At 49.7% G+C, this 24,676-nt stretch carries 20 protein-coding genes; 8 read left to right on the top strand and 12 right to left on the bottom strand.

Annotated elements, in window-relative coordinates:
• Positions 1–41: 41 nt before the first annotated feature.
• Positions 42–1,286, top strand: coding sequence for a hypothetical protein (locus tag ACYVJM_RS01135; RefSeq protein ID WP_461146368.1), 1,245 nt, complete (start codon positions 42–44; stop codon positions 1,284–1,286).
• Between the two features lie 780 nt (positions 1,287–2,066).
• On the opposite strand, the gene ACYVJM_RS01130 is transcribed toward ACYVJM_RS01135, so the two are convergent.
• The 4 genes from ACYVJM_RS01130 to ACYVJM_RS01115 all read right to left on the bottom strand — a co-directional run bounded on the left by ACYVJM_RS01130 (position 2,067) and on the right by ACYVJM_RS01115 (position 9,752).
• Positions 2,067–3,806: a T9SS type A sorting domain-containing protein gene (locus tag ACYVJM_RS01130; RefSeq protein ID WP_461146367.1), complete on the bottom strand. Its 1,740-nt coding sequence runs from the start codon at positions 3,804–3,806 to the stop codon at positions 2,067–2,069.
• A 215-nt stretch (positions 3,807–4,021) separates the two neighbouring features.
• Positions 4,022–6,505, bottom strand: a complete 2,484-nt coding sequence (locus tag ACYVJM_RS01125; RefSeq protein ID WP_461146366.1) for a choice-of-anchor Q domain-containing protein — start codon at positions 6,503–6,505, stop codon at positions 4,022–4,024.
• A gap of 770 nt (positions 6,506–7,275) precedes the next feature.
• Complete coding sequence (locus ACYVJM_RS01120) at positions 7,276–8,055, bottom strand: outer membrane protein assembly factor BamB family protein (RefSeq protein WP_461146365.1); 780 nt, start codon at positions 8,053–8,055, stop codon at positions 7,276–7,278.
• A 557-nt stretch (positions 8,056–8,612) separates the two neighbouring features.
• Positions 8,613–9,752 carry a glycosyltransferase family 4 protein gene (locus ACYVJM_RS01115; RefSeq protein ID WP_461146364.1) on the bottom strand — a complete coding sequence of 380 codons (1,140 nt, stop codon included), beginning with the start codon at positions 9,750–9,752 and terminating at the stop codon, positions 8,613–8,615.
• A gap of 315 nt (positions 9,753–10,067) precedes the next feature.
• Here ACYVJM_RS01115 and ACYVJM_RS01110 point away from each other — a divergent pair, with 315 nt between their 5' ends.
• The 3 genes from ACYVJM_RS01110 (at position 10,068) to ACYVJM_RS01100 (ending at position 12,460) form a co-directional block, all read left to right on the top strand.
• Positions 10,068–10,355, top strand: a complete 288-nt coding sequence (locus ACYVJM_RS01110; protein WP_461146363.1) for a hypothetical protein — start codon at positions 10,068–10,070, stop codon at positions 10,353–10,355.
• Positions 10,356–10,598: 243 nt separating this feature from the next.
• Complete coding sequence (locus ACYVJM_RS01105) at positions 10,599–11,930, top strand: DUF2254 domain-containing protein (RefSeq protein WP_461146362.1); 1,332 nt, start codon at positions 10,599–10,601, stop codon at positions 11,928–11,930.
• Between the two features lie 221 nt (positions 11,931–12,151).
• The gene (locus ACYVJM_RS01100; protein ID WP_461146361.1) at positions 12,152–12,460 is read left to right on the top strand and encodes a hypothetical protein; all 309 of its coding nucleotides are present in this window, start codon (positions 12,152–12,154) and stop codon (positions 12,458–12,460) included.
• A gap of 844 nt (positions 12,461–13,304) precedes the next feature.
• On the opposite strand, the gene ACYVJM_RS01095 is transcribed toward ACYVJM_RS01100, so the two are convergent.
• The 3 genes from ACYVJM_RS01095 to ACYVJM_RS01085 form a co-directional block, all read right to left on the bottom strand.
• On the bottom strand, positions 13,305–13,853 hold the full coding sequence (locus tag ACYVJM_RS01095) for a DinB family protein (protein WP_461146360.1): 549 nt from the start codon (positions 13,851–13,853) through the stop codon (positions 13,305–13,307).
• On the bottom strand, positions 13,837–14,274 hold the full coding sequence (locus ACYVJM_RS01090) for a DUF4345 domain-containing protein (protein ID WP_461146359.1): 438 nt from the start codon (positions 14,272–14,274) through the stop codon (positions 13,837–13,839). The genes ACYVJM_RS01095 and ACYVJM_RS01090 overlap by 17 nt, the downstream gene beginning before the upstream one ends.
• A 70-nt stretch (positions 14,275–14,344) precedes the next feature.
• Positions 14,345–14,923 (bottom strand): Crp/Fnr family transcriptional regulator, encoded by a 579-nt coding sequence (locus tag ACYVJM_RS01085; protein ID WP_461146358.1) that lies wholly within the window; start codon positions 14,921–14,923, stop codon positions 14,345–14,347.
• 478 nt (positions 14,924–15,401) lie between these two features.
• Between ACYVJM_RS01085 and ACYVJM_RS01080 the strand changes: the two genes are divergently transcribed.
• The 3 genes from ACYVJM_RS01080 to ACYVJM_RS01070 are packed head-to-tail and all read left to right on the top strand — an operon-like array spanning position 15,402 to position 16,803.
• Positions 15,402–15,989: a TetR/AcrR family transcriptional regulator gene (locus ACYVJM_RS01080; protein ID WP_461146357.1), complete on the top strand. Its 588-nt coding sequence runs from the start codon at positions 15,402–15,404 to the stop codon at positions 15,987–15,989.
• 53 nt (positions 15,990–16,042) lie between these two features.
• Complete coding sequence (locus ACYVJM_RS01075; protein WP_461146356.1) at positions 16,043–16,501, top strand: hypothetical protein; 459 nt, start codon at positions 16,043–16,045, stop codon at positions 16,499–16,501.
• 2 nt (positions 16,502–16,503) lie between these two features.
• Positions 16,504–16,803, top strand: a complete 300-nt coding sequence (locus tag ACYVJM_RS01070) for a DUF3817 domain-containing protein (RefSeq protein WP_461146355.1) — start codon at positions 16,504–16,506, stop codon at positions 16,801–16,803.
• Between the two features lie 356 nt (positions 16,804–17,159).
• Here the strand turns inward: ACYVJM_RS01070 and ACYVJM_RS01065 are convergent, their stop codons facing one another.
• The 5 genes from ACYVJM_RS01065 to ACYVJM_RS01045 form a co-directional block, all read right to left on the bottom strand.
• Positions 17,160–17,846, bottom strand: a complete 687-nt coding sequence (locus ACYVJM_RS01065) for a CAP domain-containing protein (protein ID WP_461146354.1) — start codon at positions 17,844–17,846, stop codon at positions 17,160–17,162.
• Positions 17,847–18,153: 307 nt separating this feature from the next.
• Positions 18,154–19,101, bottom strand: a complete 948-nt coding sequence (locus tag ACYVJM_RS01060; protein ID WP_461146353.1) for a ketopantoate reductase family protein — start codon at positions 19,099–19,101, stop codon at positions 18,154–18,156.
• 23 nt (positions 19,102–19,124) lie between these two features.
• Entirely contained in the window at positions 19,125–19,904 is a 780-nt protein-coding gene (locus ACYVJM_RS01055; protein WP_461146352.1) for a class I SAM-dependent methyltransferase, read from the bottom strand.
• Positions 19,905–19,925: 21 nt separating this feature from the next.
• Positions 19,926–21,827, bottom strand: coding sequence for a CocE/NonD family hydrolase (locus tag ACYVJM_RS01050; protein ID WP_461146351.1), 1,902 nt, complete (start codon positions 21,825–21,827; stop codon positions 19,926–19,928).
• Positions 21,824–23,269 (bottom strand): aminotransferase-like domain-containing protein, encoded by a 1,446-nt coding sequence (locus ACYVJM_RS01045; RefSeq protein WP_461146350.1) that lies wholly within the window; start codon positions 23,267–23,269, stop codon positions 21,824–21,826. The genes ACYVJM_RS01050 and ACYVJM_RS01045 overlap by 4 nt, the downstream gene beginning before the upstream one ends.
• A 190-nt stretch (positions 23,270–23,459) precedes the next feature.
• Here ACYVJM_RS01045 and ACYVJM_RS01040 point away from each other — a divergent pair, with 190 nt between their 5' ends.
• Complete coding sequence (locus ACYVJM_RS01040; protein ID WP_461146349.1) at positions 23,460–24,659, top strand: aminotransferase class V-fold PLP-dependent enzyme; 1,200 nt, start codon at positions 23,460–23,462, stop codon at positions 24,657–24,659.
• Positions 24,660–24,676 lie beyond the last annotated feature (17 nt).

Here is a 24,676-nt window from a genome sequence, read left to right as displayed (position 1 = left end):
CATTTTATCTATCTTAGCGTAGCTACTAAACAACTATGTCTATGGATTTTCCGATAAAACAAACCAGGCAAATACCAATTCTGACAAAGAAAAATGGAAGTACAAAAAGTAGTGGAGGCCTCTTTTCAAAAGACGGACGAACAAAAGTCAATGCTGCCATTGAGAAATATAATAAGGCTGCACTGCATTCAGAACCAGCTAAATTAGCCCTCCTGCGTACTATTTATTTGGCTCTTGAGGCTTGGGAGAGACGACTACAAGGCGAAAAATCTAAAAAGCGGGACACTTTAAAACTAGACCAGATTCAAGGCCTACGCACGATCCTTGATCAAGAGAAAAGATCGCTTGAGCAAGGATCGGATACGCTCTCAATAGTCCCTTTACAATTAATAGAGCCGGATGTTCATGAACTTAGAGCAAGTTATAGCGCTAAAAAAGTGCTGTTAATAGATGATGAAAGCGGATCACATTCGGCAAAGACAGAGTTGCCTTTTCAGCTAGATTTCAGAGGAGTTGATCTTACCGGTATGGATGCATGGGATCAGCAATCAGTTCCTCTATTGAATCTATGTAAGCTCTTGGAAAGTAAGAACTTAGTACTTTCAAATGCTAATGATAGCGTAATAAGTATAGAAAATGCGCAAGGGTTATTGGATTTTTTTATAACTCATCCTGGATTGCTTGACGCATTTCAAAGGGGGAACGTTCTAGGCGGGTTATTGAAAGAGATTTCTTTAGAAGATAGCAGAGGTGATGGAGGAGGGGTTTTTGATTTTAATAAACGAACGGTTCGCATCAACCCAGGGGAGGCAAAGAAAACCTCTTTTATGCGCATAATCGTTCATGAACTAGGGCACGCTTCATTACAAAGACTTCTACAAGTAGACGATTCAGGAATTAAAACGCAAGAAGGCCTAGCTCTTGAAGAAGCGTTTAACGTCATTAAGCAAAATAGCAATTACTTTTTCGGGGTTGATCTGGGTGAATACCAAAAGCAAGAATACGGTAGAAATCAGGGGCTTGCAAGTCGGGCTCGGCCTCGTGGTCCAGAATCCCGACAGAAATACCAGTCAGATGCGCTAAAAGAGTTTATTGCGGAGTCATTTATGCACCTGGCTTTAATGCCAGATGAACTTGCTGCTCACGTTAAAAGTATTCTTGACAGCCACGTAATTCCTCAAGAGGTAAAAACAGCCTGGAAGGTAGTGATACGAATATTCAAACAGTATGGACAGCAAATTCTTGTGTTTCCTAAACCTTGGATAGATTGGGCTGATGACTTATAAAATAATAACGGGCTTCTTGGGCGACTGCAATTGAAATCTTACTAATTCGATGTGACTAGGAAATAGGAAACATTATAGGTTAGACTCTTCAAACAACAGCTTACCGACTGCTCGCTAGCGCTGTTTGCTTCAGGCAGCCACTTGCTGAACGAGCGGCTTCGGTTGAGTCCGCTTCCCCATCTAATTTTACTGGATCAACACATGGCCGGTTTATGGCCATGCAACCAGCTACCATCCCGGGTAGGCACATTTTCAGATACATTTCCAATACTAGTTATTACATAGAATCAGCGGCCAGCAGGGGGCCACGTTCCGTGTCTACTTACCGGCCTAGCCCCCAGACCGTCGCCCTACTTCATGAAGCCAGTTCCTTTTGTGGAACGAATAGCTGTTTGGGTGATGAAGAACGTGTTTAGACGTCAACCGTTAACAAAGCCGCATCAAAGGATACAAGGCTTTGTGGTTAAGACTATATTATATGCCTACTACCCCCTATGAGAAGCACATACAGGAGCGTTCGCCCTGGCTCACACGGGAACAATCGCTCGACCACCGATATACCAAATATTTCCAACAAAATTAGTAAGGTCATCGGCGTTTGTTGACTAGTGCAGGCAACTTCCAGATTCAACGTGTACCGGTTCGTATTGACCCTCATTGGGGAGCCCTGGTGAGAAGCTGATCTTTCACCAACGGTAGGCTCCAGTTAGTCGCATTCATGCAAGAAGCGGCCCCATCTCCTGACTGGATGGGGCCGCTTACTTTCCGCGCAAAGGCGGGTTAGCGTTTAAGCACCTTCAGCGTTTGGCTCTGAGTTGAGGTGCTCACCCGCAGGAAGAGAAGACCGGCCGGTTGGCTGCCCACGGGTAAGCCTTGAGACTCGACCCCGCCAGCCTGCTCTACCCACCGCTCACTCACCGGACGACCGGCCGGGTCGCTCAGTTGCAACCGCAGAGGTTGGTCAGCAGCGCCCCGCACCTCGACCTGGATAACCTCCCCTGTCAAGGGGTTGCCCAAAACCCGCACCTGTAAGTCCGGACCAGCTTCGGGGGTTCCTAATCGGCCCGACGCCTGGCAGCCCGCTAGCCAGTTGTAGCGGTAGGTAGCTATGGTACCTCCTTGCTGAGCGCTCAGGGTGATAGTGGGGTAGCTAGTGAATACCTGTAACGTGTAAGGCCCCGGCGAGGTAGTAAACGGCAACTGGTTAATTACTGCGAAACGGATGGGTTGCCCGTTGAGACCCGCGTACTGGGGTGTGAAAGTTAGCCTGCGCTCACCAGCTGTCACCGTTGCGCAGCTGACTGTTGTCACGCCAGTGATACTGAAGGGTGGGCTTGGCGTGGCACAGCTAGTCAGCACAGAGACGTTGTTGGAAGAAAAATTGGCAGTAGCCAGGTCAGGCTTACCATCCCCACTAAAGTCACCCACTACAACTGAATTGGGCGCATCACCGACGGCCACGCTCGTACCCCGGCTAAAGTCTCCGTTCCCCTGGCCCAGCAACACTGAGACGTTGTTAGAAACTGAGTTTCCGGTGACCAGATCAGTGCGGCCGTCGCTGTTGAAATCGCCCACCGCTATCGACTTGGGAACATTATCAACGGCCACGTTCAAAGCCTGACTAAAGTCTCCTCGGCCAGTGCCCAGCAACACCGAAACCGTATTCGAATTGGCATTTGCAGTGGCCAGATCGGTGCGGCCATCGCCATTGAAGTCGCCCACAGCTACGGACTCAGGACCATTACCGACGGTAAAGTTGCTCACCGGTTCAAATTCTCCGTTGCCAAGACCCAGCAACACCGAGACATTGCCCGCCCGCCCGCTTGTTGTGGCGATGTCGGCCCGGCCGTCACCGTTGAAGTCGCCCACGGCAAGGGCAAGGGGGCTACCACCCAGGGGCGCATCCGGAGCTTTACTAAAATCTCCTCGGCCAGTGCCCAGCAACACCGAGACAATATTAAACGAAAAGTTGGCTACAGCCAGATCGGTTCGGCCATCCCCGTTGAAGTCGCCCACCGCAACGGCACTGGGACTGCCACCCAGGGGCACACTTGGCGCCATGCTAAAGCCCCCACTGACCTGGCTAAGCAGCACTGAGACATCTTGAGAACGACTGTTTGCGGTAGCGATGTCAGCTCGACCATCACCGTTAAAGTCACCCAGAGCGATGGAAAAAGGACCTTCTCCAACGGCAAAGTTACCCACCGTACCAAAGCCCCCACTGCCATTACCCTGTAGAACGGAGACGTTGTTAGAACCGGCGTTTGCCGTGACCAGATCGAGCTTGCCATCACCATTAAAGTCGCCCACCGCGACGGAAAAGGGGTTCACAGCAGCGGGCGGTGTCGTTTGGCTGAGCGAAACCGTTGTTGCCTTGAAACACTGCCCCCAGCCCCCACGACTGAGACTGATCAATAATAAAGCGACTAGCCACCCCCGGCTAAGCCAGGTCGCTCGACCTGGCTTAGGTGAGCGAAGGTCCTGAAGAGTTGAGGAAGAAATTGGAGAAGAAGAGATCATTCGATAAGAGTAAGGTTAGGAAAGACAAACAAGCGCAACAATCGTAATATCTAAAAAGCGGGTTGATACACAATTTCATCAGTTGTCTGCTTCAAGTAGCAGAAGTATAATCTGTTTATTGTATCTGGCTGGGCGTATTTTGCCCAATACCCACGTTTCAATTTCAGTCTAATTCACGCCGTCGCCTAAGCCCGGGCGACGGCGTGAACAAGAGCTTACTGCTTTAGAATCTTCACCGTTTGGCTGCGGGTTGGGGTGCTTACCCGCAGAAGCAGCGAACCAGCTCCCTGACTGCCGATGTTCAGCCGCTGTCGTTCCAAGGAGCCTGACTGCTGTACGTGATGGGTCTGCACTGCCCGCCCGCTCCCATCAAGAAGCTCATAGCGTAGAGACTCGCCCGGAGCCCCGCTCACTACAACTTCTACCTCGTTACCGATGACCGGGTTGCCTAGCACCTGAACCTGCCAGCCCTCGGTCAGAGGGTTCTCGGGTCGAGCGGCCGCCAGGCGAGCAGCACCTGAGTTGATCACCCTGAAATGCACTGTAAAAGGGATGCCCATTGCTCCGCTGCCGCCCAAACCGCTGTAGGGTGTTGCTGTCAAGCTGTAGTCGCCCAACTCTGGTGTCCAGCCGGCATAATCTCCGCCATTATCGGTGAATAAAGCGAAGGGAGCTACGTTTTCAACCTGCTGGTACTGCTGTCGGCCAGTCAACGAAAAGACCACCGAGCCCTGGTCTGCCGGTTCGGTCATCGCCCGGATATTGAGTTGGCGAGTCGGTAACTTGTCCAGGTCAAGTTCCTGCCCATCGGTTAGCTCCCGGATAGGCTGATCGGTATCGGCATTGATAAGCCAAAACTGGGTCAGCTGCTGATCACTGGGCGGATCTAACACCGAAAAGGACACCGTTAAGGGCGTTCCGATGGCACCCGTCCCCCCCGCCCCCGCGTATGGGGTAGCCGTTAGGCTGTAACTCCCAGCGGCTGGAGTCCAGCTTTGATAATCTCCCTGGTTGTCACTAAAGAGGGCGTACGGCATTACCGTCTCCGTATTTTGATTGGTCTGCTGACCGCTCAATGCAAAGACCACTGAACCCGTCGTGGCCGGTTCGGTCACCGCCTGGATGTTGATATGACGCGTGGGCAGGCTGGCAAGATTTACAACAGCACCCTGGGTAAGCTCCCGGATAGGCTGATCGGTATCCGCATTGATGAGCCAAAACTGCGTTACCCGCAAAGCGGGAGGACAGGCACTGGCCTGCTGGAATTCATAAGCCCCCAGATCCAGCTGGCCCCCGCCGGGGAAGATTCGGGCATTGCCCGCCAAATCGATGGCAGGACCGTTCAGGCTCGTGTATAACGCCGTCGAGCCGGTGTTGATGGCCGGCGAGCAGGCGCCCAGTTGCAGGCTCTGGTCACTGGCGAAGGGTGAACTGGTGATGAACCGGTTATCCGTTCCTGAAGTCAGCACGGCCCCCGCTTCCAGCAGCCCATTGGTCGATATAGTAACGCCCTGCCCCCCGCTGGTTACCCCCGGGGGCTGAACATAATCGTCATTTACCAGAGCATTGATGCCCCCATTGTTCCAGACAATGCAGTTGAGCAGGTCCACCTTGCTGATGACCAACAGGTACCGCACAAACAGCGGTATGGCCGTGTTGTACACAGCCCCTCCCCTGGGTGCGGCATTTTCGCTCAGGGTACAGTTAAGCAAGGTAATCTGGGTGGTAAAGGAGTTCGTGCCGCGGGAGGCCGTGCAGAAAGCGCCCCCCCGATCGGTAGCTGTATTGGCACTGAAACTACAATTTATATAGCGTGGGGCAATGGAGCCGCCCCCTGAACTAAACTCGAAAGAGACGGCCGTGTATACCGCCCCCCCGGACTGGGCCGTGTTGTTGAGGAACCGGCAGTTTGTGGCCAGACTGCTCAGCCCAGCACTGTTATCGGCATATTGATACCAGGCGCCCCCCAACTCGGCCGAATTGTTGATGAAGTCGGTATTGATTAGCTTGAGTCGGCTGGAACCGTTTTGGAGATCATTAAATAAAGCTCCGCCACTACCGCTCGTCTTGTTGTTCACCAGCAGGCAGTTCTCCAGGGTGGGGCTGCTATCGCCCCCGTAAGCCTCATTGTAGATGCCCCCTCCGCCAATATGAGAACTGAGTTGAGAGGGATTGCGGTAGGGTTGACTGGCGTTGCCGCCCGTAATGACCACACCGTCCAGACGGGTCTGCTCCGAAGCGAGCGAAAAGACAACGACGTGATCGCTGTTGCCCTCGTCAAGTTGGTTATTGTTATCAATATCGCCAGACAGGGTGGTGCTGCTGGGTTGGTCGGCGATGGCGAAGTCAATACGCTGATCCGGGGCGGGCCCACTACCCTGATAGCCTCCATAAACCTGAACACCCGCAGGAATCAGGAAGGATAAAGCACGCACCCCGGTTTGAGAGGGCTTGTAGAGACCAGCCCCCAGGCGAAACACGGCACCCGGAGCCGCACTGGCCAAACGGGCCTGCAGGGCTGGACCGGGCAGGGCATTGGCCCAGTCGGTGCCGGTTTGCTGGCCGGCGCCCGTTGGAGTAACGTAACTGACCTGGGCCCAGCCCGTGAGCAGACTGAGGCAGCAGCAGGCTAAAAAGCTAAAGAGTCGGCTCAGTCCGATGTAGACGGAGTTTGGGCAGAAGGTAACGAAGCGTGTCATGCGATAAGGGGTAGATAGATTTAAGATTGTTAACCGGTGCAGGGGTTGACGACTCGGGTGGACCCGAATGTAGGAAAACGGAGCGCATCGCTGTCGGAGCTTTAGCACAGCTGCCGACCTCAAGGGATGGGTGAAGTCTGCCCGAAGCAGACGGGATGAGTAGAGGTTTTTTTGGATGTTAAGAGCTAATTGGGCTAAGAGTGGAGAATTCAGACAGAGTCACTACTCGCCAAAGGACTTACAACCAAGGTTTTACTGACAATATGATAATTATTCTATAGATTTAAAAGACTAATGAGCAACCTGAGCGGGATGATCGCTCACAAGCCGACGACTATGCCCTGGGGTAACCGGTTCTTGCTGCTTCGAGATCTTGATGATGATCTGGTAAACTCCTTCACGCCGGTTAGCAATGAGGCCCACAAAAAATTTAATTGAGATCGGTTCAGGAATGTTTCCTCCTCTTAAGCGGGAGGGTTTTCTCAGAATCCTTCTGCTTAGAATAATTCACAAAGGATTTGCCAATATCGATAAACCAAAAAAAGGACGTTACGAATCTGATTCGGCAAATTGAGTTTATTAAGGAAGTGAATAAACTCAACTACATCCTTCATAAGACGAAACTATTCGGTAGTGAGCGAAACGAGAATGACGCCGGTGATACATTTATCTATGACTCGCAGAAAAGTCACCTGTTGTAAAAGGCTAAAAGTGGATCGATAGATTCATTATTTGGTACGTATACAACGGCTTGTTCCAACACTTCACAATCAAGCCATGTACACAATACCCTCCGTCACAGTCGGTTTGCTGAAGAACGATTTTTTAACTGGATATACCCAATTCTGTTGACCGGTGGTAGCGTCGAAAGCGTAGAATTTGTTATCATAATCTTCCGTACCTGCATAGACAACTTGATCAGCTACAACTAAACTGGGTTGTACCCCCCTGGGAGTTGATATTACTGATTTTTGAGTTCCATCGGATCGATTGAGTATATATATGTTTTTTTGAGTGCTGCCCGCATAAATTAAGTCCCCTGTTAATTCAGGCCTGGATTGCCCACTGGATAGACCATTCACTGGAACACTCCATTTTTTGGCTCCCGTTTCTATATCAAAGGCATAAACTATACCTCCAAAATCACTAGCATAAACATTTTGCTGATCGGCCATTACGCCTATGTAATTGTAGCCGGACAAATTTTTTATTTTCCATTTTACCGTTCCATCTTTTGCATTTATGGCCAATAAATCATTGTCTCTATTTTCGAGAAATATTGTTTTGCTACTATCCTGAACGGACCTAATCACAGAAGGGTCGAGATGTAAAAAAGCTTCCTTACTAAAAACCAGACTTCCTCCGCTGTAGGTAAAGTATTTAACTGAAACAGTCAGGCTTGCGGGCAGGGTTATCGTATGCTTCAACACAACAACATCGCCCGGGCCTGGAACGCATCCACACGACCAGATCGATGTATCTGTCCAATTTCCATCTACTTTACTGCTAATTGTCAGTCCCTGAGCATGGCCCCAGGCAGTGAGTTGCAAAAGCGAAATGTACAGTAATAACTCTTTTATAAAATACCTGAAATAGTTTATCACGTATGCTGTATTAAGCGGATTTTGGGCCGGTTCATTAAAAATTGTGGCCGCTTTGATGGCACTTAAATCTGTAAAATTTAGGCCCGCTACTCATCGCCCCCTGAACGAAACCTTTGAAACGTGTCGCTTTCAGGCTATAACTTTTTTGCCTCTCTGTAGACACCTTATATAAGTACGTATAAGTGTAGAATCTAAAAAAATGGCCTACTGACATACGGCCTCAGATTTAATAAAAGGGGTTTACCAACCATTCGTTAGGCTGACGAACAACTGAGCCTGTCGCTCAAGTATTTAAGTAATGTATTAAGGATATTGACGTGTCAAAACACCCGGCACACATTCACGAAAAGCTGATTGATAAAGGGATATAAAATTTATCAACTATGAAACTGACGGTTTGCGAAATTGCTTATGAATTGTATTTCGATCATTTGCCCTCATTCAGCAAATTGTTTTAGACCAGAACGTAGCTCTCGCCTTGGGCATTCAGCACTTCAATTAATTTAGGATAAAGGTGATACAACTGCTTGCCGGTAGAACAAAAGTAACTTCTCCAGATTTGTCTGGTGGTCGAATTGCTGATGGGCAAACGTTGACTGGGCGATGGCTAACCCGGCGCGATAGGACGGCTCGAAACAACGAATCACCTCATCTGTCAGGCGGCTGACATCCGCGTCCGGCAGAAGGCCCGAACCTACTGGCAGCATTTCCGGAATACCACCTACGGCCAGAGCCAGCACCGGTGTGCCAACCGCAAACGCTTCCAGTATAGCAAACGGGCAATTATCATTCAGGGCTGTATGCACATAAAGATCCGACTGGGCCACTATCGCCCAGGGGGTCGCCTGCTGGCCGTAAAATCGAACCTGTTCGGCCAAACCCAGCGAGAGTGCCAGCTGCTCATAAGCTAGCCGCTGTGGGCCCTCCCCGATCAGCCAGATCGTAAAATCGACATAGCCCCGCTGACGTAGTTCATGACCGACCAGAAGCAGTAATTGCTGGTTTTTCCGCTGATCGATATAGCCTACATTACTGATGCGCAATTGATCAGACGGACATCGGCTCAACTGGTCAGTCGTAGCCCGCAAGTCGACTGTATTGTAGAGGATGTATTTGTTAAAGTTAGCCGGTAAGAGGTGCCTGGATTTGGAGTAGGCGTATTCAGAACTAAATACATAGTGGCGGATGCTGGAAAATAAATACCGGTACCAGCTTGAGAGTCGGGCCGTTGCCCAGGGCTTCAACGAAAAACCAAGGGCTAATTCAGTTACAGGATCGTCATTAAAATGACAGCTCAGGATGACGGGCACATGCTTGCCCAGGGCCAGCCCGGCAGCCACGCCAGAACGGGCATCCTGGGCATGGATCAGGTCGAATGTAGTATGGCGCAGGTTGCGAACCGACAAGTATACGCCCGTAAAATAGGCAAACTCGTCGTAGGCTGCTCGGGCACTGCCGCCCATGGGCCGCATGATGCGTTTCAAAATGCCCAGGCATTTGCGCCAGATAGTTGGCGTATGGGAAGAATCGACAACATGAACCTTAAAACCGGCCATAGCCAGATCAGCGGCTAGTTTTTGGTAGTAGGTCACCACCCCGGAGGGTGAAGAAGTGACTAGATACGAAGCGATTAAAATGTTCATGGTGGTTGAGATAGACATCAAACCAAACTAGCTCAGTTTCCGGACATACCGTTCAGCAGCCTAAACGACTATTCGCTAGCGTCTTACTTTAAAAATAAGGTGGTTTGGGACCATATAAGGCGTGAGCGAATGAATCATACCTACTAATTTTTCATAATCAAATCGGGCGTTAACAACTTTGTCACTAAGTCAACTTGTGGTTACTGGTTAGGGGTAATTGAAGGCAGATTCTTGAGTAAATTCGCACCATATTGCAAACATTTTCACTAGCTTATTTCGTTATATAGGTAAACAACATCTTTAAATAATACTATCATGCTAACCCAGGCCAACAATCTCATTCCTACCCTCACCCGGGAAGACGTCCAGTACTATGTGGCTACTCATGAATTTAATGAGATGGGTGACAACGAGTGGTTTCGACTCATTCCCCATGGTGATGAGCTGTTTCGTACACCCGAGTACGGCTTTTTGTCGGGCACCGAATTAACCTTAGGGGATATATTATGGATAGCGTCCGGCCTTAGTAGCGGTTATCAGGCCAGACCCAATGAAACGAGACCAGGTGAAGAGCTTCCGTTGCCACTACCTAACAGGAAGTAATCGGGATACGGTTGACAATACAGAAACAAGCCTGGCCAGTTAGCCGGGCTTGCCTATCTTAAGTTCACTCACTGAAAAAACCGTCAAAACTCACTGAATATTTCAAATGGCCAATGCGGTAGATGAACGCGACCGAAACGTGCTGGTCTTGGCGGAAGCCCATATCAGGCAGATTGGCGATCAAGACTGATAAACCATTTTGAGAATGCCGGGTTTGTAAAAGCACACCTCGCCTACCCACCCATGACGACCCGGCTTCAACAGTACTGGCAACAGCTTAAGGAATCACTCTGGTTTGTACCCGGCTTGATGGTACTTACGTCATTTGGACTGGCTTACGGTTTAGTAGAGTTCGATGTGCATACCAGCTGGCAGGGACAAAAACAAATTCCCTTGCTGTTTGGCACGGGAGCCGACGGTGCCAGAGGTATGTTATCAGCCATTTCCAGCTCCATGCTCACGGTGGCCGCACTGGCCTTTTCCCTCACGCTGGCTACCATTACTCAGGTTAGTAGCCAGTATTCGCCCCGCGTGTTACGCAACTTCATGCGCGACCGAATCAATCAAGTGGTGATGGGGTATTTTGTGAGTGTTTTTGCGTACTGCCTCATCGTACTGGGTACTATCCGCGGAACCGACGAAATAAAATTTGTTCCTGCCACGGCCGTGTTGGCGGGATTGATCCTGGCCCTGGGTGGTGTAGCCGCCCTGATCTTTTTCATTCATCACATCGCCGAATCACTCCAGACCGGCACCATCGTTCAGCATATTTTCCACGAAACCAGCAAAGCCATCGAGAATTTGTTTCCCGATCGGTTTGGCGAACCCATCGACGACCCCCAAAAGGCAGAAGCCGCCCTCCATTATGCCGATGAGCAAACGGGCTGGCATCCTGTTGAAGCCAGCCAATCGGGCTACCTGCAACGCATCAACACAGATGGTCTCCTCAAATGGGCGATCCGAAATCATGTTGTCCTTCGTATTGAGAAAGAGATGGGTGCTTTTGTGGGCGAAGGAACCGTACTCTTCAGCGTTCGTAGTGGTATGGAACGGCCTGATCCGGCAGAAGCCGATTGGCCCAATGACCTGATGACGTTTGTGAGCATTGGCCGACACCGGAATGTGGAACAGGATGTTGCCTTTGGCATTCAACAGTTGGTCGATATAGCGCTGAAAGCCCTCTCACCGGGTATCAACGACACAACGACCGCGATTATGGCCGTGGATTATCTTGGCGCAGTGAGTGAACGACTGGCCCGACGCGAGTTTCCATCCCGACTGCGTTCCGATGGAAAACACCTGCGGGTTCTGCTGCGCAGCTTTAGTTTCGAGGATTATGTCCGACTGGCGTTTGACCTTCCCCGCATCAATGCCAAAGGGAACCACGCTGTTTTCCGGCGGTTGTTGCGGGCACTGGCACTGGTCAATGAGGCCGTTTGTTCAGTAGACCGCAAACCGATTCTGAGTCAGCAGGCTTCTCTTCTGGTAAGCTACGCCGAGCAAACACTCAGCAGCGATTATGAAAAGAAGCAAGTACTCGACTTGTACGCCCGGCTGCAGCAAACTTGGTCATAAATAAGCATCCGGCTTGTAGATGAATTTACAGAAGCCGCTACCTGACGATTGCAATCCGTCGCGTATGTACCCCCCCAACATCAGGCATTACAATTAGTCAAGTAGTTAATTTCCCTAATCTGGATAATGAATATTAAGGAGCTGCCGGTTTAATCTAACAATGCATTAGCGACTGATGTTAGTCAAGGTTAGACGCAGTAAACTAACCCCTTATTTTACCCATGGAAAACGAGCCGATTAAAAAGAAGATACTGGACGATTACACAACGCTATTAGGTCTCAAACACGACAATCCCGACTTAATCAAGGAAAAGCTTAAACTTATTGGGGAGCGCATCAGCCACCTGGACAGTACCATTTCCACGGAGAAGGATAGCGTTGGCAATGCGGCAAGTCTAATCGACTCGGCTCTGACAAGCGAGTACGTGACCTTCATTACATCGTTAACCGAGGAAGACAAAGAGGAAGCCCTGGCTCAGGTAAAGCATAAAGTAGCCGAGGCTTGCCAGCTTTTACATATTCATGCTTAGTTAAGCTCATAATTGGGCAACTCAGTCAGGCGTATACCCTAAATTATATGTTTACTTGAAGCTATGTACACCGTCACCAATGGCAAAATCTGAAAAATAATAGCCTCAATTTTCAAAATACCCGAAAATAGGCTTATAATTTAAACAATTAACTGGCTGCCTGGTTTAACCAGTATATTTTGCTCGAAGTAGTATTAGATGCACTTAAAACGCAGCCATAAAACTGCACACAGAGCAGAAAGAAAGCCAGGTGACTTCATGTTGTCTGGCTTTTGTTTTACCATTTACGGCTTTTCACTCTTCATTGATCGGCCCGGCCTATAGATATTTCCTGAACATACCTACCAACCAGGCCAAACGTACTATACTGTTCAGTTATACAAGTAATTTGAAGGCATGCAAGGCTAATACATGAGCCACTAACGTGAGCGAATGCCGGATGTAGTTGAAACCAATCCACAAGGACACTGAATGACCGATTTTGTCAGAAGAATGGTTGGAATGAAAAAGTGGCCACTCGCTCGGTAAGTGCAATCAATGCAGCGGCAAGCCACCAACTACGCGTGGGCAGTTGTGACTGCCAGGCGAGAACCAATTGAGGAATGAATTACCTAAGCAAGAAGAAATTTGGTCAACCGGCTAGTTGTAACGGCAGACCATAGAAACTTAATCTACCTAATCAAAACACACCCTTACTAATGATTCGGCAACAATTTATGTATGCTCTCAAGAAGACCGCAATGGCTGACCATCGCTATTGCGCTCTACTTGACATGTATTGAAACAGGTTATTTAGGCAACACACAGTCGCAGGCAAACTTTTTTTATAACCAAGTCCCATGGGCTATATGTTTCGTTTTGCCTGAATGAGGTGCCGTTTTGTATGAATAACCAGAAATTCAAAGACTTCCCCTGCCGATAAGCGCATAAAGGGGCTAATGGACAAGGGGATCCGAATGGCATTGACATTAGCATGCTGGGCCCGAATCAACAGCCCAAGCATGACCTCCTGTTGATCAACGAAGGTAGCCACAATCGCATGCGGGTCAAGGGTCTGAGTGGGCTGGTGTCGTTTAATGGACTTAAATTTAGTTTGACTCCGGTCGGGATCCATTAAGCGGATCAGGAAGGTACCTAACCACGAGCGAACATATGGATCACCCGACGTGCTTGCCAGCTGTCTTTCTATGCCTCTCTGCAGGTAAGGCAAATAATAATAACCGTATGAATTGAGATGAGCCAGGCACTGAGCGATACTCCAGCCACCCGTTGGGGAAGGTCGGCAGAGGCTATCTTCATCCAGGTTTTGAAAATACTGTAGAGCCTCCTGTATGTGACACTCCACTTGCCCGCCGAGCGAGGCCAGCCAGGACGCCTTATCTATGGGTTGCATTGGAGGGAAGAATGGATGTGGAATTCCCTTTTAGATTTATCCATAACAGGAGAATAGAGATCAGGCAGAAGATCGACTCAATGAAAAGCCACTGCTTCCCAAAAACGCCTAACGCTCCCTCCGCGTATATGGTGATGGTGCGGGATAGCGCATATGAGCCCCATAACAAACTTAGAAATACTAGACCTTTCTGAACATCCCATACCATCAGGTAAATCAGGGTAATGAACAGGGTTAAACCTACTCCCCCATACACGCCACGGATGGAGCTGAACGCATCGGTATTGGTGAGCTTAACACCCACCAGATCCATGACCGATTGGGGATTGAAGAAGGCCAGTGCGCTGACCGATAGCAGAGCCAGTGCCGATAAAAGGATAAAGCCCTGAGCCGCGCGTTTACGGATTAATTTTGTTTGCATGATCAGTCCATTTAATACGCTGTAAAGTTGCGCATCCATCAGTTCCTGGTTCTTGGTATTTACCAAGATTTCAGACCTTAATGCTGTTGATCAATTTGCTAAAATTTGTCGGATCGACCCCAATATAGTTGGCTAAATACTTGTGGGGAACGAGCTGTAAAATATGGGGGCTTCGCTGAAGCAATGTTCGAAATTTATCGGTTGACGAGAAGCATTGAATTTCAACCAGCCGTTCCAGTACACCTGACATGGCATGGGTGATTCCCAGTCTAATCATGGTTTCCACTGCTGGCCTGCGTTGCATTACTGTTTGTAAGCTGGAAAAGGTTGCCCTCAGGAAATTGGACGGAGTCAACGTTTCATAATAGTAGCGTGATGGCTGTTGCAATAAGAACGAATCAACTACTCCGCCAAACGAGGGAGGATATGAAAAAACCAGCGTAGCTTCCCGGTCCTGTTGATCCAGATAATAGACGCGCTGAACGCCATCGACCACAAAGTAGAGATAATTTTCAGTCTGACCTGCCAGTGTTAATTGTTGTTTGCGGCTCGCTATAAACGGTTGCCAAATGCTGATAAAATCGTCTAAATCCTGCTCGACGAGCGGATGAATACCCTGGACAAGCGCTTTTAACTGATCAACAGGCATAGTGACAAATTAAGCCTCCATCTTTTGCTTACAGAAAGAGGTAAAATCATAATGAAAAAGAATCAATTACTGAAATTAACATCAAATTACCATCGAAAGGGTGTCCTGTATAAATGAAATTTACGGAAAAGTTATCAGTAAGGTAGAAAAGCAGATGGGTTATAACCTTCTCTCGAAAAACCGGAAAGTATTCTGCGAATAGTTGAAGCGTTACTAGATCCTACATGAATACAGGAGCCCTCAAATAAAGACCGAGTATAAGTTTTCCCTTATTTCTTCGGCACGGCGTTGGAATTCCCAAGCATGAGTCATTCAGCATTTAGATCGAACGCTCACAACTACGCCATGCCGCAAAGATCTTCCACAGATAACGAAGTTCGAGTGCTTATTCATTAAACAGTTCCAATTTCGTTATTCCTGCATCGCGTTCTTGATCACAAACATACTAAGTAGTATGTTTGTAGAAAATTAGTCTTTTATGTCCAAAGCTGCGGCAACTCGACAGGCGATTCTGCTAAAGGCCTTCGATTTAATTTACCGGAATGGCTTTCAGGCCACCAGCATTGACACCATTATCGCCACGACGCAGGTGACGAAAGGCGCCTTTTTTTACCATTTTAAAAACAAGGAAGAAATGGGCCTTGCCCTGATAACCGAGGTGATTAAACCCAGAATGGAAGAAGGCTTTGTTAACCGACTATCTCATTCCAACCACCCCGCCGACGACATTTACGCGCTGATGAAATACATGCTTCAGACCTCCCCCGACTTTCAAATCCAATACGGCTGTCCGATGGTCAATCTGGTGAATGAAGTAGCTTCCGTCAGCGAGCCGCTTCATAAAGCCCTGCATGGCGTTCTAAGCCAATTTTTAAAGGCCTTGAGCGAAACGATAAAGCGCGGTCAGGCACTCGGCCAAATTCGGAAAGAGGTGGATGCTGGTGAAGTTGCTGAAGTGATCATGATGGGCTATAGTGGCATCCGAAACATGGGCAAGCTGTTCGGTGCCGTTTGCTACCAGACGTACCTTAATGAGTTGAAACGCTATCTACAGCAGTTGGCGTAATTTTTTTACCCAAAAACATACCATTTAGTATGTAAATAATTTCTACGGTTTGTATGTATTCAACCTTTCTCTTTTTGCATTCGCTGTTTCGCTGGCTGGTTCTGATCAGTTTACTGTACGCCATTATCCGGGCCTATCGGGGTTATGCAGGTCAACGGCCCTTTTTATCCGCCGATAATTCGGTACGGCACTGGACGGCTACTATCGCCCATGTTCAATTGACGCTTGGGTTTACTCTGTACTTCATCAGCCCGCTTATCAAGTCATTCCGACAGGAAGGGGGCAAAGCCGGTGGGCAATTAGCATTTTTCGGGATCATTCACATCAGCCTCATGCTGCTGGCCATCGTTTTGATTACCCTTGGCTCGTCAATGACTAAACGGCAATCAGCCGATCGAGCCAAGTTCCGCACCATGCTCATCTGGTTTTCATTAGGCTTACTCCTTATCTTTTTGGCTATTCCCTGGCCATTTTCACCATTTGCCAACCGACCTTATTTCCGGCTATTTTAATTATGAAAAATCTGTTGACAACTAAAATTGGTCGGCTCCGGCTAATTGGCTTCCTTGAAGGTATCTCTCTATTGGTTTTGCTGGGCATTGCCGTACCACTTAAATACGCTTTCGCTAATCCGTCGCTGGTAAGAGCCATTGGCCCGGTACATGGGCTGCTATTTCTACTGTTTGCACTCAATACGCTTCAGGTGGGCATCGAACAACGCTGGCGATTTGCCACTACCTGGAAAGTACTGCTGGGGTGTGTTATTCCCTTCGGTACGTTCTACATCGATCGAAAAATCCTGAGTCATCTCTGATCCTGACAGATTGCTGACACCTTGCTCAACTGCACAATCAGTCGTGAAAGTCTTAAGGCGGAAGCCAACACGGTGTGTTTTTATTTTCTGCCTGACTTAGCCAGTCGCATTTTAATTAGGGCTTGCAAGTAAAGGCGGATAAGGCAGCACCGGCATCAAATAGTTTTCTCCCCGTAAAAACTCATCGCTGGTGCTATCAAAAGCCTGCATGGGCAGTTTATAATAGATGGCCTGGTCCTTCGCCTTAAAAGGCTGGATATTGTCTGATCGACGTTGGGTAATAACAAAATCGATTCTTGATTGGAATGAATTAGTGGTAGTGGTCAATGCAAATGGCGATAACTGATTGCAACTACTTATCGTCTTGCCTGATTCGTGCTGGGCTGGGCGCCAAAATTCTGAACTAAACGGCCAAACGGAGCACGACGCTGTTCAAACGGGCGCAGAGATAGACGCCCTGCACAACCAACATGGGTAAATAACGGATTCAATAAGTTAGCCCGGTGATGGGGCGAATTAAGCCATTGCTGCACTGCATATCGAGCATAGGCGGCATAGGTGAAGGGCTCATAAAGTTGCCTGGTCTCCGAATTGACATATTCATACAACTGATGACGCCTGTTGAACCGAACCCCGTACCAATCAGCGGTATCAATCGTTTGATACTGACCAATATTTTCGGCTAGCCGATTAAACCGACTTGTCTGTTTCTGTACGCGCCTGAGCAAGTTTAGATCGGATAACTGATACAGGTCTTCATGACTCGTGTAATCATGCTTAATCATCGAAACCGCATGATTCTGGGCGGCCAGGTATAAAGCCTGATCATACTGGAGTATTTCTAACCCGGCCAGACGTCGGGCTTCATTGGTAGCCTGAAACAGAGCGACGTCCAGTAAAAGTGTATCCGGTTTACCTAAAGTCATCTTTTGATGACTGATTGGCTGGGCAAAAAACGCTTCATCGCTGAGTAAATAGGGGGCTGGAGGACTATGCAGTCTGGCCAGCAACTGTCCGATCTGGAAAACAATCCACCAGTTCATAGCCACTTTATTTAAGCGGGTTTGCTAATCACTTAAAGGCATTTAGCAACGGCCCTTTACTTGTCCCTTTTCAAGACTATTTCAGCCGCTGGTCAACTTAAACTAAAACCAGTACTATTTAACTGCTTAGTTAAGGGCTGAAAAAAACTCATTTTTGTCATCCCGACGCCAGGAGGGATCTCCGGTAGGTTAGAAAACTAAGGCTCATCCGAAGATCCCTCCTGGCGTCGGGATGACAAAAATTTCATCCATATAACCATTTGACTTTTAATTATTTAACTTAAGACTTGCCCATTATTCACGTTATTTATTGATCATGCAGAGAAATTTGTGCCTGGCTCATTGCTGACTTCAGCCGGATTAGCTCGCCCAGTAAACGCGTTCGGCTGGCCAGTTCAGGCCTACCCAGTTGCAGGGCCAGCCGGGCAACGGCCAGATTCAACACCTCTATTTCCGTCTCGCGGCCTTGATTAATGTCCACCAGCGTCGAAATGAGCTGTCCTTCCGAACGCTGGCTGATTTGCAGCAAGCGCTGGCCCACTTCTTCCCGTTTCAGTACAACCCCCACTGCCCCCGCTACGGCAATACATTCGTCAATAACTTCCCATGCCAGTGCCAGCACCGGGGCATTCCGATGAAAAACACCATTATCGACACCAAGTAATGGACAGATGGCATTGAAGACGCAGTTTGTAATGACTTTCTCCCAAATGGTGCGCTGAATCGAATCCTCAGCCCGGAACGGGAATAAAGGTGTACTAAGCTGGCTGACAAGTTCCGCCAGTTGTGATTTCTGGCTGCGGATCACGCCAATGGGCGAAGCGGCTACGGGTTTATAACGAACGGAATACGGTGTCTGTACCTCACTGGTGGCCAGGAGCACGCACCGGTACACCTCAGGAAATCCGGCTTTCAGAAACGGCTCCTCAATGTCCAGTCCATTCTGTAGCAGAACCAGTGGCGACTGTCCCGTCTTTCCGGTTAATCGCTGGGCCAGTTCCCGGTTACCGAACGATTTGATGGTGACTAAAATAATGCCCTGTAAGCAGTCAACCTGCTCCAACCGACGAATAGGAATAGAAGCCGTTAAGCTACTACCTTCACTGCAGTCAACCGTAAGATCCGTGTTTTCCATGTCCAGCGGCCTCCCGTAGCGACCCCGAATCAGTATAACTTCGTTACCCGAATGTTTCAGCAGTACGGCTAAGGTCATGCCGATGGCACCGACTCCGAGGATGTAAATTGGGCTTTGCATGAGATAAGGAAGAGTTTACCTGTTTACGGTATTAAAGGTTTTATCGCCATAAAACGCAGGCGTTTATAGTCCGCAAACCAATGCCCGTTCCGAAAATTTGTTGGCCTTAGCTGGTTGTTAACCGACGTTAAAACGGTTTGCCGGTCTTTACTGGAAAGAGAAGTCAAAATTTCCCCTCGAAACATGGCAAGCCAGTCACTTAGTCCGGTTTCAGGATCGCTCAAGGGTGTGTCCCGATCAAAATGTTGCGCCCATCTAACTGAGAAACCTGCGGCCTCCAGCAGCATAGTGTACTGACCAACGCCAGGGAAATAATTAGGATTAGCTGGTTGATTTGCCCCCAACTCATGCAGGGCCTGGGCTAATGCGTTCAGGATGCGGGCTACATTTCCTTGACCGCCCAGCTCCGCAACGAAACGGCCACCCGGTTTGAGTGCGTTGAAAACTGCGCTTAAGACGTCTGGCTGATCCGGTTCCAGAATCCAGTGAAGTGTGGCATTGCTGAAAACTGCATCGAATGGTTGATCTGTACTTAAATCCCGGACATCACCCTGTTGAAAAGTAAGCTGAGGAAACGATTGTCGGGCTTTGGCGATCATCGATGGGGAAGTATCCAGACCGATGACTTCGGCTGCGCTTTCAGCTAATCGGGCCGTCAGTTCACCGGTACCACAACCCAGGTCAAGGATGCGTTCGCCAGGCTGTGGTTGAAGGATACTCAGTAGATCGTCGCCATACTGGTGTACAAAAGCGTGCTTTTGCTGATAAAGGTCAGCATCCCAGGAACGATTTGGCGATTCCATACATATCTCAAAATTGAGTGTTTAGGGTAATGTAGGCAGTTCCACCACCGAGCTGCCATATATACGGTGGCGAGCCGGTTTAAAATCAGTGGCTTTTGCTTTGTAAATGTTTTCAACGAACAGCTGCGGGTTTCGATCGATGAGTGGAAACCAGCTGCTTTGCACCTGAATCATGATCCGATGTCCTTTTTTAAAGGTGTGCAGTACATCCTGGAGCGGAATCGTCACCTCCGTTACCTGATTCGGTATAAAGGGCGCGGGTTTTTCAAAACTATGGCGAAACCGTCCCCGTAGCACATCGGCTCTGATCAGTTGCTGGTAATTGGCCAACTTAATTTTGGGATTAGGCAGGTAGGGATGATTCGGCTCGTCGGGCGGGTACACGTCAATCAGCTTAACCACCCAATCGGCATCGGTGCCCGTCGTACTGACCTTCAGCCGAATCGAGATTTCCCCGCCAACCGTCAGATTTCTGGTAAGGAAACCAGTTTGAAATGTGAGTACGTCAGCCCGTTTACCGGCAAACCGTTGATCCGCCGACATGTAGCTGAAAAGCGCACTAAAATCAGGCTCGGCGGTTAGGGTTGCTTCGCCGTAAGGAACAGGGTGAGCGGGGTTACTGGTGTACTCCCTAAAACCAGTCGGTTTAGTCAGCTCTTCAGATAGCTGACCAGTCGGCGTCAAGTAAAAACGTAAGGGCTTTTTGTCGGCTGCGGGCCAGCCCGAAAACGTCCGCCAGACCTTCAAGCCGGTATCGAACAGGCAGGTATTAGGCAGTCCGGTTTTTCCGTCGCCAGCGCCTTTCAGGTAATGCTGAAAGAAAGGCGCTTCCAAAGATCGTTGGTAATACGTTGCCAAACTGTCGCCAAAATACAGATCGTTGTGCAGCGTATGGCCGGTTTCCTCCGACCAGCCCCGATGGCCGAACGGTCCCATCACCAGCATTGGACGCGATGCCGGGCTATGCTGCACAAGCGTTTTGTAGATACTCAATGGCCCATACAGGTCTTCGGCATCGAACCACCCGCCAACGATCAACATGGCGGGCCGAATCTTTTTCAGGTGGGGCAGAACGTTTCGCTCCTGCCAGAAGGCATCATAATTGGGATGCGCTACCGTTTGCTGCCAGAATGCGTTTTGGGCCAGATAGGATTGAGCGTTAGTCAGAGGTCCCAACTGCTGATGCCATTTAAACTCGGTCTGGTCTCCCGTTTGTATCCAGTCCTTGAGGAACCAGGGTTTTGTCGTTGGCCCGTCTGGCCGGTCACCAAACAGCGGGTACGCCAGCAGAGCCAGTTGGGTAAAGGCGCCGTTGTGATGCATGTCTTCCCGAAAAAAGTCGGCGACAGGTGCCTGGGGTGATGCTGCCTTCAACGCCGGATGCGCATTGATCGAACCGGCTATCGCATAAAAACCGGCATAACTCATACCCCAAAGCCCCACCCGGCCATTGTGATTGGGCACATGACTGAGCAGCCACTCAATCGTATCGTAGGTATCCGTGCTTTCGTCAATAGCGAGAGAGGAAGACTGCTTCAGTTGGTCGCTGACAACGGGTGTCATGCTGGTCCAACGGCCTTCCGAGGCCCAGCGTCCCCGAACGTCCTGGTAGACAAAGATATAGCCCTCATTCTGCAACGCGGGCGAAGGGCCGATGACTGTTTTATACTGATCAGGTCCGTAGGGAGTAACCCCAAAACAAGTCCGTTCCAATAGAAAAGGATAGGTCTTGTTTGGAGAGGCATCGCGAGGTACATACACCGCTGTGTAGAGCAGAACCCCATCCCGCATGGGAATTTTATACTCCATTTTTTGATACTGCTCACGCACCGGCTCAACGGCGTGTGCAGGCAACCATATCCAGGTGGCCAAAAACAGGCTACATACTACACGTAAAATCGTCTTCCGGGATACGTTTTTCATACGGCTAGTTGCTGGTGAATGAGCTGGCCAATGGTTTGCAGTCCCCAGGCAACGCGGTCGTCGAAGGGCAGGCCGTAACTGAGCCGCATGCAGTTGGCGTATTGGGGTTGAAGGCTGAATAAACTCCCCGGCATAATACTGATTTTATACGGCGCCAATTGGTCGGCCAGTTCGAGTGTATTCACCCGGGCATCTGCTTCAACCCATAACGTGAATCCACCCTGCGGCTCGCTGATGCGCGTGCCTGTCGGGAAATGTGCACGGATCGTCTGCTGGTAGCGTTGACAATTAGTTTTCAGCCGCTGCCGTAACCGACGCAGGTGTAATTCATATCGGTCGTTGGCCAGGAAATTAGCCACAGCCTGCTGGGTGATACCCGGCGAAAAACCAGCTTGATACCGTTTTATCTGAAGCAGGGCCGCATAATAGCGTCCGGGAGCCACCCACCCTACCCGGTAGCCTGGGGCCAGGGTTTTACTGACAGACCCACACCAGAGTACCAGCCCCTGCCGGTCGAATGCCTTACAGGGTAGCGGGCGGTCAGGGGCAAAATGCAAATCCCCATACAGATCGTCTTCAATGAGCGGGGTCTGGTACGTTTCCATGAGCTGCATCAGTCGTTGTTTGTGGGAAATTGGCATGCAGCTTCCCAATGGATTGCTGAAGTTGGGTACCATCAAACAGACTTGTACATTTCCGGATTGCAAATGACTTTCCAGCACATCCAGATCAACACCCGTCAGTGGGTGGGTCGGCAGTTCGAGAACATGCAGTCCCAGCGAGAGAATAGTCTGAAGAATACCGAAATAAACGGGGCTTTCGACGGCAATGGTATCGCCGGGCTGAGCGACCGTTTTCAGGCATAGGGTAAGTGCAGCTGTGCAGCCCTCTGTGGTTATAATCTCTTCATCGGTGAGCTGACTGCCCCAGAATAAGGCATACCGGGCAATCTGGCGACGTAACTCCGCATTTCCAGCCATCTGTTCGTACTCTATCCCCCCATGTGGGAGTTCTCGCTGCGCCTGCTGGAGCGCCTTCGTCAATTTAGCGACGGGCAGTAAGGCAGGAGAAGGCACACTCAGGGAAAACGGGAGCCAGTCTGGTTCCCGTTGCTGTCGCATCAGCCTTAACAAGATAGGCTCCTGATCGGCCTGGGATGTCTGACGAGCTGTTCCCTGGGGCGTTGACCGGCGCGGAACGATCCCCATCCGCTCAACTAAGCTGCGAACGTAGTAGCCCGACTGGGGACGCGCTTCAACTAAGCCTTCAGCCTCCAGGCAGTAGTAAGCCTGTTGCACCGTGTTGATACTAACGCCAAGTTCCTGGCTGAGCAGGCGCACCGAAGGCAGTTTATCGCCCTCGCTCAGCACGCCAGCGCGCAGTTTGTCGCCCAATTGCCGGACGATCTGCTGATACTTGGGAATCGATTGGGACTTTTGCATAGCCGTCTTTGCATTCGTCTTTTTTGAGCAAATGTAGGACTCACAACTGTATCCAATACCATACAGATTTCGATAAATCAGGGCATACAGTTTGAGCCCTCAAGGCAACAGCTTAACCAGTAATCTGTACGGTCCAGGAATGCCTGAAGTGTATCTGTTTTCATACAATTCCGTGGCCTTCTTTTGCCTCATGCAATACGAAACGACTACTCTTCATGCTATTTCCCGGCTCCGGGCCGATACCCCCGGCTGTTACGAGACACTTTTTTTGAACAATGCCGGGGCCTCGCTCATGCCTCAGCCCGTCGTGGCAGCGATGCAGGAATATCTTCAGCAGGAAACTCAATTGGGTGGGTACGAAGTCGAACGGTTGATGAAGGACCAGATCGAAAGTTTTTACGAAGAAACGGCTCGGTTTCTGAATACCAAGCCAGGTAACATCGCTTATGCTTACAGTGCCACCGATGCTACGATTCAGGCGCTGTCGGCCATTCGATTCCGGCCGGGCGATACCATTCTGACAACCACAAACGATTACATCTCCAACCAGCTGATGTTTCTGTCCATGCAGCAACGGTTAGGCATCCGGCTGCTGCGGCTCAATGATCTACCCAACGGCGATCCGGACCTAACGCATGCGGAGGAATTGATTCGGGCACACCGGCCAGTGTTGATAGCGATGACCCATATACCCACGAACTCGGGGTTGGTATTACCGGCTGAGGAGATGGGTAAACTCTGTCGTAAATATGGGATCTGGTATCTGCTCGATGCCGCTCAGTCGGTGGGGCAGTTGCCGATTGATGTTACCCGTATTCAGGCTGACTTTCTGGTAGCCACGGGACGAAAGTTTCTGCGTGGGCCACGAAATACCGGGTTTCTGTATGTCTCCGACCGCGTGCTCGAAGCCGGGCTGGCTCCCCTGTTTATCGACCGGCGGGCGGCCGCCTGGACAGGGCCAGATACCTATTCCTTGCTGCCGGGTGCCCGCCAATTTGAGCCCCAGGAGATTTCGTTGCTCACTGTAGGCCTGGCCGAAGCCATTCGTTACGTCAATAAGATAGGCATGGAGGCCATCGTTCAACAGAATCAACTACTCATGCACCGACTCCGAACGGGTTTAGCGAAGCTTGACGGTTTAGCCCTGCTTGACGAAGGATCTCGATTAAGCAATATCCTGACATTTCATACGCCCCGTGAACCCCTGTCCGCGCTGGAAGCGTCCCTCCGACGTGAACGAGTGATTTTTACGGTGCAATATTCAGGTGGTGCCCTCATTGACTTTCGGCGGAAAGGGGTAGATTGGCTAGTTCGACTTTCTCCGCATTATTTTAATACCCTGGACGAAATGGATGAAGTAGTTGATGTCATAGCCCGTTTTCTACGATGAACCTCCTCTACTTTTAT

The sequence above is a fragment of the Spirosoma pulveris genome, from assembly GCF_054781875.1.
The sequence above is the reverse complement of the archived record's forward strand: the minus strand, read 5'-3'. Positions and strand labels throughout refer to the sequence as shown.

Excerpts from the sequence above, each read along its gene's own strand:
- ACYVJM_RS01135 (WP_461146368.1), top strand. The coding sequence starts at position 42 with ATGGATTTTCCGATAAAACAAACCAGGCAAATACCAATTCTGACAAAG.
- ACYVJM_RS01130 (WP_461146367.1), bottom strand. The coding sequence starts at position 3,806 with ATGATCTCTTCTTCTCCAATTTCTTCCTCAACTCTTCAGGACCTTCGC.
- ACYVJM_RS01125 (WP_461146366.1), bottom strand. The coding sequence starts at position 6,505 with ATGACACGCTTCGTTACCTTCTGCCCAAACTCCGTCTACATCGGACTG.
- ACYVJM_RS01115 (WP_461146364.1), bottom strand. The coding sequence starts at position 9,752 with ATGAACATTTTAATCGCTTCGTATCTAGTCACTTCTTCACCCTCCGGG.
- ACYVJM_RS01110 (WP_461146363.1), top strand. The coding sequence starts at position 10,068 with ATGCTAACCCAGGCCAACAATCTCATTCCTACCCTCACCCGGGAAGAC.
- ACYVJM_RS01105 (WP_461146362.1), top strand. The coding sequence starts at position 10,599 with ATGACGACCCGGCTTCAACAGTACTGGCAACAGCTTAAGGAATCACTC.
- ACYVJM_RS01100 (WP_461146361.1), top strand. The coding sequence starts at position 12,152 with ATGGAAAACGAGCCGATTAAAAAGAAGATACTGGACGATTACACAACG.
- ACYVJM_RS01095 (WP_461146360.1), bottom strand. The coding sequence starts at position 13,853 with ATGCAACCCATAGATAAGGCGTCCTGGCTGGCCTCGCTCGGCGGGCAA.
- ACYVJM_RS01090 (WP_461146359.1), bottom strand. The coding sequence starts at position 14,274 with ATGCAAACAAAATTAATCCGTAAACGCGCGGCTCAGGGCTTTATCCTT.
- ACYVJM_RS01085 (WP_461146358.1), bottom strand. The coding sequence starts at position 14,923 with ATGCCTGTTGATCAGTTAAAAGCGCTTGTCCAGGGTATTCATCCGCTC.
- ACYVJM_RS01080 (WP_461146357.1), top strand. The coding sequence starts at position 15,402 with ATGTCCAAAGCTGCGGCAACTCGACAGGCGATTCTGCTAAAGGCCTTC.
- ACYVJM_RS01075 (WP_461146356.1), top strand. The coding sequence starts at position 16,043 with ATGTATTCAACCTTTCTCTTTTTGCATTCGCTGTTTCGCTGGCTGGTT.
- ACYVJM_RS01070 (WP_461146355.1), top strand. The coding sequence starts at position 16,504 with ATGAAAAATCTGTTGACAACTAAAATTGGTCGGCTCCGGCTAATTGGC.
- ACYVJM_RS01065 (WP_461146354.1), bottom strand. The coding sequence starts at position 17,846 with ATGAACTGGTGGATTGTTTTCCAGATCGGACAGTTGCTGGCCAGACTG.
- ACYVJM_RS01060 (WP_461146353.1), bottom strand. The coding sequence starts at position 19,101 with ATGCAAAGCCCAATTTACATCCTCGGAGTCGGTGCCATCGGCATGACC.
- ACYVJM_RS01055 (WP_461146352.1), bottom strand. The coding sequence starts at position 19,904 with ATGGAATCGCCAAATCGTTCCTGGGATGCTGACCTTTATCAGCAAAAG.
- ACYVJM_RS01050 (WP_461146351.1), bottom strand. The coding sequence starts at position 21,827 with ATGAAAAACGTATCCCGGAAGACGATTTTACGTGTAGTATGTAGCCTG.
- ACYVJM_RS01045 (WP_461146350.1), bottom strand. The coding sequence starts at position 23,269 with ATGCAAAAGTCCCAATCGATTCCCAAGTATCAGCAGATCGTCCGGCAA.
- ACYVJM_RS01040 (WP_461146349.1), top strand. The coding sequence starts at position 23,460 with ATGCAATACGAAACGACTACTCTTCATGCTATTTCCCGGCTCCGGGCC.